We start from the raw sequence: 8,299 nt of genomic DNA, 5'->3' as shown, positions 1-8,299 counted from the left end.
TCAACCAACTCCGGCGTCACCCACTCGGTGAGCACCCCCAGCCGCACATCATCGGACAACCCCACCCACGGATGCATGACCTGCCCAACGACCGCACCACCGACCCGTCACGGGCACTGCTTGACTATCTCAAACAACGGCATTGCCCCGCAGGGTGGAGGTGAAGAGCACGTGTTCGTGGCCGTGCCCGCCCCGCGGTCACGGCTCCGGTATGCCGGCGCACAGTCTCCGCAGCACCGCACCGCAGCGACGGGCGTACGCGTGCTGCACCCCCCGGGCGGCCGGTCCGGCCGCCCGGGTGTACCACTTCGCCGGCCGGCTGAACGCGGTGACCGTCAGCCAGACGGTCCCGTCCCCCGTACGGTCCACCACGAAGGCCTCCTCCCCGCACTCCGGGTGTCCCGGCAGCGTGCCGTAGGCCCAGCCGGCGCGACGGGTCTCCTCGACCGTCCAGACCACCCGGCACGGCGCCCTGACGATCCCGGCGACACTGACGGTGACGTCGACACCGGCCGCGGCCCGCTCCGCACTCGCGTCGACGCCCACGCCGAGGGCCCGGTGCACCTCCCACGTCAGCACCGCCTCGGACGCCCGCCGGAACACCTCCTCGCCCTCGCCGATACGCGTACGCACGTGCAGGGGGTGGAAGCCCGGAGGGCAGTGGCCCTGCTCGCGGGTCGCGCCGACCTCCTCGTAGGTGAAGTCCTCCGTAGACATGGGACCCAAGCGTAGGGCGGCCCCCCGGGAAGGACTTCCTCCCGGGGGGCCGCACCCGTCGACTACCGGACGGTCAGGTGACGTTGACCGCGGACCAGGCCGCCGCCACCGTGTTGTACTCGGTGCTGCCGGAGCCGTACAGTGCCGCCGCCGCGTTCAGGGTCGCCGTGCGGGCGGCCTTGTAGTTGGTGGTCGACGTCATGTACGTGGTCAGCGCCTTGTACCAGATCTGCAGCGCCTTGGCGCGGCCGATGCCGGTGACCGTGGCGCCGTTGTACGTCGGCGAGTTGTAGCTGACGCCGTTGATCGTCTTCGCGCCGCTGCCCTCCGCGAGGAGGTAGAAGAAGTGGTTCGCGACGCCGGACGAGTGGTGCACGTCCTTGCTGCCCACGGTGGAGGACCAGTAGTCGACGGAGGAGCCGTCCTTGCTGGGCCTGTCCATGTAGCGCAGCGGGGTGCCGTTGCCGTTGATGTTGATCTTCTCGCCGATGAGGTAGTCACCGGGGTCGGACGCGTTGTTGGCGTAGAACTCCACGCCCGTGCCGAAGATGTCGGAGGTGGCCTCGTTCAGGCCGCCGGACTCGCCGGAGTAGTTCAGGCGGGCGGTGTTGGCGGTGACGCCGTGGCTCATCTCGTGGCCGGCGACGTCGATCGAGGTCAGCGGCTTGACGTTGCCCGCGCCGTCGCCGTACGTCATGCAGAAGCAGCTGTCCTGCCAGAAGGCGTTGACGTAGGCGTTGCCGTAGTGGACCCGCGAGTAGGCGGCCACGCCGTTGTTCTTGATGCCGTTGCGGCCGAAGGTGTTCTTGTAGAAGTCCCAGGTGACCTGGGCGCCGTAGGCGGCGTCGGCGGCGGCCGTCTGGTCGGTGCTGGAGCTGGAGGCGGTGCCGGTGCCCCACACGTCGTCCGCGTCGGTGAACAGCGTGCCGGTGCCGGAGGTGCCGCGGGCCAGGTTGTACGTCTTGTGGCCGCCGCGGGTGGTGTCGTACAGCTGGTACGAGGTGCCGGACTTGTAGGTGCTGAGGGTCACCGTGCCCGCGTACAGCGTCTTGCCGGTGCCGGTGTGGACGCCCTGGTACTCGTGGAGCTTCTCGCCGGTGGCCGCGTCGGTGATGACGTGCAGCTCGTTCGGGGTGCCGTCGTCCTGGAGGCCGCCGACGACCGTCTCGTAGGCGAGGACCGGCGTGCCGCCGCCCGCCCAGACGACCTTGCGCGGGGCCTGCTCGGGGGCGGTGTTCTCCGAGCCGGCGTCCTTGGCGAGGGTCAGCGCCTGCTTCTCGGCCTTGGCGGCGGCGATCTTCGGCGTGAGCGTGGCCACCTTGATGGTCGCCTTGGTGGCTCTGGTGACGCCCTGGGTCTTGCCTGCCTTGGAGGTGTGGACGACCAGGTCGCCGCCGAGGACGGGCAGTCCGGCGTAGGTGCGCTCGTAGCGGGTGTGCACCGTGCCGTCGGCGTCCTTGACGACATCCCTGACGACCAGCTTCTCCTGGGCGCCGAGGCCTATCTCCTGGGCCGTGTCGGAGGATTCGGTCTGCGCCTGCTGGATCAGGGCGGCGCGGGCCGTGTCGGAGAGCAGGACGGGGGCGGCGGCGAGGGGTGCCACGCCGGTGGAACCGGCCGGGGTCTGGGCCGAGGCACTGGTGCTCAGAGCGGTGCTGAGGAGGGCTCCGGCCGCGACAGCGGTGGCGAGGGCCAGAGTGGTGCGCTTGTGACGCGAGATGCGGGGAGTCACACAAGCTCCTTATGTGGGGGTGTCCGGCCGGCGTGGGGATGCCGGGCCGGAGCAGTGGTGAGTGGTGCTGTGCTCGTGCGGCGGGTGGAGGAAGAGTGGCACCAAGGACGCGTACATGTCAGTGACCCGAAGTGATGTTGGCCGAAAATCGACGGTCGGCTGAATATTTCGGCGTCATGGACGGGTGCGGCCCCGGCGTCGCGGGATCGCCGGGACCGCACTTGGGCGGGCTGGTTCCAGGGCTCGGGGCGGGCGTCGCCCGAGTCGTCGTCGGCACTCGCCCGGTCAGGGGGCGTCAGAAAATGGCCGGAAACCGTTCGCTGTTCGGATGTTCATGTTCGATATTCGGACAAAGGGTGTCCCATGTCCTGTCAAGTCCGATGAAAAACGGTGGAGTCGACAGCGGGCTCAGGGCCGTCGTCCGTCGTCGGAAGGCGCCGCTTCGTCCCCGTGCCATGTGTGCCACAGCGCCGCGTACGCCCCGTTGGACGCCACCAGGTCGTCGTGGGTGCCGAGTTCGGTGAGGCGGCCGTCCTCCATGACGGCGACGCGGTCGGCGTCGTGGGCGGTGTGGAGGCGGTGGGCGATGGCGATGACCGTGCGGTCCTGGAGGACGGCGGCGAGGGCGCGTTCGGTGTGGCGGGCCGTGGTGGGGTCGAGCAGCGCCGTGGCCTCGTCCAGGATCAGGGTGTGCGGATCGGCCAGGACCACGCGGGCGAGGGCGAGTTGCTGGGCCTGGGAGCCGTCGGTGCGGTGGGCGGAGGTGCCGAGTTCGGTGTCCAGGGCGTGCGGCAGTTCCCGTACCCAGGCGTCGGCGCCCACGGCGGCCAGCGCCGACCACACCTGCTCGTCCGTGGCCGCCGGTTCGGCGATGCGCAGGTTGTCGCGGACCGTGCCGAGGAACACGTGGTGCTCCTGGGTGACCAGGACGACCTGGCGGCGCAGCCGCTCCGGCTCCAGGCCGGCCACGGGCACGCCGCCCACCGTGACCGAGCCCGCGGTCGGCGCGTCGACACCCGCCAGGAGCCTGCTCAGGGTCGTCTTGCCGGCGCCGGACGGGCCCACCACGGCCAGCCGTTCGCCGGGCCGCACGGTCAGGTCGACCCCGCGCAGCACCTCGCCGCCGCGCTCGTAGGCGTAGCGCACCCCGGTCACGTCGATGCGGTCGTCCGCGGGAGCGGGGGCGGCGGCGGAGGAGCCGGGCGGAGCGGACCGCGGCGCGCGGGCCAGGCCCTCCACGCGGGCGAACGACGCGCCGCTGCTCTGCAGCTGCTCCACGTGCATCAGGATCTGGTCCAGCGGTTCGGTGAACTGCCGCAGGTACAGCGCCGCGGCCACCACCGCGCCCAGGCTCACCGCGCCCCGCGCGTGCAGGACGCCGCCCACCAGCAGCACCCCGGCCACCGGGAGGATGTACGACACCTCGACCGCCGGGAAGAACACACTGCGCAGGAACAGCGTGTACAGGCGGGTGCGCCGGGACGTGTCCAGCGCGTCCCGGCTCGCCGAGACGCGCTGCCCGGACAGGCGGAACGCCTCGACCGTACGGGCCCCGGACGCGGTCGCCGCGAGGATCTCGGCGACCTCGGAGGTGGCCGCGCCCTCGGCGAGGTAGCCGTCCCGCGCCCGGCGCAGGTACCAGCGCAGCGCCCACCAGACCGGGGTCAGCGCGAGCACCCCGACGGCGCCGAGCAGCGGGTCCAGCACGAACACCGCGACCAGCACGAACAGCGCCTGCACCACGCACACGAGGAACTCGGGTCCCACGTCCCGCAGCGTGGTGCCGACGGTGGCCACGTCGGCGGTGCCCCGCGTGGTCAGGTCACCGGTGCCGGCCCGCTCCACCACCGACGCGGGCAGCCCGAGCGCCCGGTCGACGAACTTCTCGCGCACCCGGGCCAGCGTGCGTTCGCCGAAGCGGTGCCCCACGTACCGCGCCCAGCGCGCCAGCAGCAGCTGCGCCAGCGCGCACACCACGATGGCGAGCGCCATCCGGTCCACGGCACCGACCCCGCCCCCGGCCCGGACGTGGTCGATGATCCGGCCGAGCAGCCACGGACCGGCCAGGCCGGCGCCGGCGGCCAGCGCGTTCAGCAGCAGGACGGCCGTGAAGGCCCGCCCGTCGGCCCGGACCAGCCGTACCGCCGCCCTTCGTACGTCCGCGGGTTCGGCGACCGGCAGCCGTCCCGGAACCTGAGCGGTCATCGCACGGCCTCCTCTGCGGTGGGGGTCCGGTCGGTGTCCTCGGCGTCGCGTGCCACCAGTGCCCGGTAACCCGGCTCGGCGTCGAGGAGTTCGCGGTGGCTGCCGCCGGCCACGACCTTGCCGTCGACCAGGTAGTGGACGGCGTCGGCGCGGGCCAGCACCAGCGGGGAGGTGGTGGTGACGACCGTCGTACGGCCCTCGCGCTCCCGGCGCAGCCGGTCCGCGACCGCGGCCTCGGTGTGCGCGTCGAGCGCCGAGGTCGGCTCCACCGCCAGCAGCACCTCCGGGCCGGCCAGCAGCGCCCGCACCAGCCGGACCCGCTGCCGCTGGCCGCCGGACAGGCTGCGGCCCTGCGCGGACACGGCCGAGTCGAGCCCGTCCGGCAGCCCCTGCACGATGTCGTCGGCGACGGCCGCGCGCACCGCCCGTGCCACGTCGGCGTCCGCACGGTCCCGGCGCCCGCACACCAGCTCCCGCAGGGTCCCGGCGAACAGGTCGGCCTCGTTGTCGGCGACCAGGATCCGCTCGCGTACGGCGGACAGCTCGATCTCGTCCAGCCGGACCCCGCCCCACGTGGCCGCCGACGGCTCGTAGCGGCCCAGGCGGTCGACCACCGCCACCGCCTCGGCGGGGCGGGCGCACACCAGCGCGGTCAGCCGCCCCGGCGGCACCCGGACCCCGGACTCGGGGTCGTACAGCACCGAGGGCTCGGCAGGCGCGTCCCGCGTTCCGGTGTCCTCGTCCGGCTCCACCCGCAACAGCCCCACCACCCGGCGGGCGGCCACCACGCCACGGCTGAGCTGATAGCCGCACTCGATGAAGAACGCCACCGGCCCCACCAGGACCGCGACGTAGCCGTACACCGACACCAGTTCGCCCACGGTGATCCGCCCCTCGGCGGCCAGCCGGGCCGCCGGCCAGGTCACCACGGCCAGGAACAGCGTCGGCAGACCCACCCCGAGCGCCTGCATCCAACTGGTCACGGCACCGACCTTGTAGCCCTGCGCCCGCAGCCGCTGCGAGTCCCTGCGGAAGGCGTCCGCGAACAGCCCCTTGCCGCCCAGTCCGTTGAGCACGCGCAGCCCGCCCGCGAGGTCGCCGATCCGCGCGGTCAGCACACCCTGCCGCTCCCGGTACTCGCCCTCCGCGCCCTGCAGCCGGCGCATCAGCGGCCCGACGAGCACCGCGATCAGCGGCACCCCCAGCAGGACGACGGCCGCCAGCGGCACCGAGACCGACAGCAGCAGCCCGGCCACGACCGCGTAGACGACGACCGACCCCACCCCCGGGCCGACCACGGTCAGGCACTGGCTGATGGTCCGGACGTCGCCGACGCCGATCGTGACGACCTCCCCGGCCCCCACCCGGCGGGGCAGCGCGGCGCCCAGCCGGACCACGTGGTCGACGACGACCTTGACCGTGCGGAAGTTGGCGTCCATCCGCACCCGGGTCATCGTGCGGTGCCGCATGACGCTCACCCAGGCGTTGAACGTCCCGACCGCCACCAGGGCGGCCGTCCAGCCCGCCAGCGCCGCCATGTTCCCCGGCTGCAGGCCGTCGTCGATCGCCCGGGCCATCAGGTACGGCGTCGCCGCCATCAGCACCATCCAGACGCTGGCCAGCGCCGCCCCGGCCGCCGACCGGCCCGGCTGGCACCTCACCAGCCACCACAGGTACCGCCACCCACCCCGGCGGTCGGGCGTGCCCGGGTCCTCGTACGCGTCGATCACTGGTCTCCCCGTTCCCGTACGGTCGTCAGGCCAGGCTGTCCCGCCACGCCCGGTGCAGGTGCGCGAAGCGGCCCGTGCCGGCGATCAGGTCGGCCGGGGTGCCGTCCTCCACGATCCGGCCGTGCTCCATCACCAGCACCCGGTCGGCGATCTCCACCGTGGACAGCCGGTGGGCGATCACCACGGCCGTACGGCCCCGCAGGACCGTGGCCATCGCGCGCTGCACCGCCTGTTCGCCCGGGACGTCGAGCGAGCTGGTGGCCTCGTCGAGGATGAGCACGGACGGGTCGGCGAGCAACGCCCGGGCGAAGGAGACCAGTTGGCGCTGGCCCGCGGAGATGCGGCCGCCCCGCCTGCGCACGTCCGTGTCGTAGCCGTCGGGCAGGGCGCTGATGAAGTCGTGCGCGCCGATCGCCTTCGCGGCCCGCTCGATCTCCTCGCGGGTCGCGTCCGGGCGGCCGACGGCGATGTTCTCGGCGACCGTGCCGGAGAACAGGAACGCCTCCTGCGTGACCATGACGACCCCGCGCCGCAGCTCGGGGACGGCCAGTTCGCGCAGGTCCACGCCGTCCAGCAGCACGCGGCCGCCGCCGGGGTCTCCCCCGCTCGAACGGAGTTCAGAGCCTGGGGAAGGGTCGTAGAAGCGGGCGAGCAGCTTGGCCAGGGTCGACTTGCCCGCGCCGGTGGAGCCGACCACGGCGACGGTCTGGCCGGCCGGGATGGTCAGGTCGAAGCGGGGCAGCACCTCGCCGCCCGTGCGGTAGCCGAAGCGGACGCCGTCGAAGACGACCTCGCGTCCGGGCAGGTCCGACTCGAGCGCCGGGAGTCGCCTGGGCGTCGACGGCTCCGGGACCGACGGGGTCTGCGCCAGCAGGCCCGCGATCTTCTCCAGCGAGGCCGCCGCCGACTGGTAGGAGTTGAGGAACATGCCGAGCCGGTCGATCGGGTCGTACAACCGGCGCAGGTACAGCACCGCCGCCGCCAGCACACCCAGCTCCAGGGAACCGTCCGCCACCCGGTAGGCGCCCCACAGCACGATCGACGCGACCGCCGTGTTGGCCACCAGACGGGAGCCGACGACGTAGCGGGCCATCTCCAGGAGCGAGTCGCCGTTGGCGCGCTCGTGGCGCCGGTTGAGGACGCGGAAGTCGGCGTCGTTGGCGGCCTCGCGGCGGAAGGCACGCACCGGCCGGATGCCGTTCATCGTCTCCACGAACTTCACGATCACCGCGGCGATCGCCGTCGACCGCTCCCGGAACACCTGCCCGGCGCGCCGCCGGTAGAGCCGGACCAGCAGGTACAGGGGCACGAAGGAGGCCACCGCGACCGCGCCCATGCCCAGGTCCAGCCACAGCAGCATCGCCGAGATGTAGACGAAGGACAGGACGACCGTGACCAGTTCCTGGAGGCCCTCGTCGAGCAGCTCGCGCAGCGACTCGACGTCCGTGGTGGAGCGGGAGATGAGCCGGCCGGAGGTGTAGCGCTCGTGGAAGTCGACGCTGAGCGCCTGGGCATGGCGGAAGATACGGCCGCGCAGGTCCAGCAGCACGTCCTGGTTGACCCGGGCCGAGGCGGCGATGAACGCCCACTGCAGTGCGCCGGAGGCGACCGCGCACAGCAGGTAGCCGACGGCCACCGCGACCAGCGGCCCGTGGCCGTGCCCGCGGAACGCCGGTACGGCGGTGTCGATCGCGTACGCCACCAGCAGCGGGCCCGCCTGGACCGCCGCCTGCTGGAGCAGCAGCAGGAGCGTGGTGCCGGCCACGCGGACCTTCATGGGCGCGAGCAGGGAGCGCAGCAGGGCGGCCGGATCGCCGCCGTGGGCACGCACCACGAACTGCTGCGCACCAACGCCGAGTACGCCCACCTGATGGCAGGAGGGCGCTCGCCCGAAGAGGAGGACGAGCTGTCTCTT

The 8,299-nt window shown here is 72.9% G+C and carries 4 protein-coding genes and 1 pseudogene; all 5 read right to left on the bottom strand.

The genetic code is table 11. The annotated features are described in order from the left end of the window. Positions 1 to 198 precede the first annotated feature (198 nt). The gene (locus C1I97_RS25595) at positions 199 to 717 is read right to left on the bottom strand and encodes a DUF1990 family protein (protein ID WP_111005528.1); all 519 of its coding nucleotides are present in this window, start codon (positions 715 to 717) and stop codon (positions 199 to 201) included. 73 nt (positions 718 to 790) lie between these two features. Beyond that, the gene (locus tag C1I97_RS25590) at positions 791 to 2,449 is read right to left on the bottom strand and encodes a M4 family metallopeptidase (protein WP_111005527.1); all 1,659 of its coding nucleotides are present in this window, start codon (positions 2,447 to 2,449) and stop codon (positions 791 to 793) included. Positions 2,450 to 2,857: 408 nt separating this feature from the next. Then, positions 2,858 to 4,654, bottom strand: coding sequence for an ABC transporter ATP-binding protein (locus C1I97_RS25585; RefSeq protein WP_111005526.1), 1,797 nt, complete (start codon positions 4,652 to 4,654; stop codon positions 2,858 to 2,860). Continuing rightward, the gene (locus C1I97_RS25580) at positions 4,651 to 6,384 is read right to left on the bottom strand and encodes an ABC transporter transmembrane domain-containing protein (RefSeq protein WP_111005525.1); all 1,734 of its coding nucleotides are present in this window, start codon (positions 6,382 to 6,384) and stop codon (positions 4,651 to 4,653) included. The genes C1I97_RS25585 and C1I97_RS25580 overlap by 4 nt, the downstream gene beginning before the upstream one ends. A gap of 25 nt (positions 6,385 to 6,409) precedes the next feature. Further along, positions 6,410 to 8,200: pseudogene (locus C1I97_RS25575) on the bottom strand (ABC transporter ATP-binding protein); the annotation flags it as partial. Positions 8,201 to 8,299 lie beyond the last annotated feature (99 nt).

Origin of the sequence: Streptomyces sp. NTH33, from assembly GCF_003236365.1 — a bacterium.
In the GTDB taxonomy this organism is placed as follows: domain Bacteria; phylum Actinomycetota; class Actinomycetes; order Streptomycetales; family Streptomycetaceae; genus Streptomyces.
This window is presented reverse-complemented; position numbering and strand designations above follow the sequence as displayed.

Bases quoted from the DNA above. Each gene is read 5' to 3' on its own strand.
- C1I97_RS25595 (WP_111005528.1), bottom strand. From the start codon at position 717: ATGTCTACGGAGGACTTCACCTACGAGGAGGTCGGCGCGACCCGCGAG.
- C1I97_RS25585 (WP_111005526.1), bottom strand. From the start codon at position 4,654: ATGACCGCTCAGGTTCCGGGACGGCTGCCGGTCGCCGAACCCGCGGAC.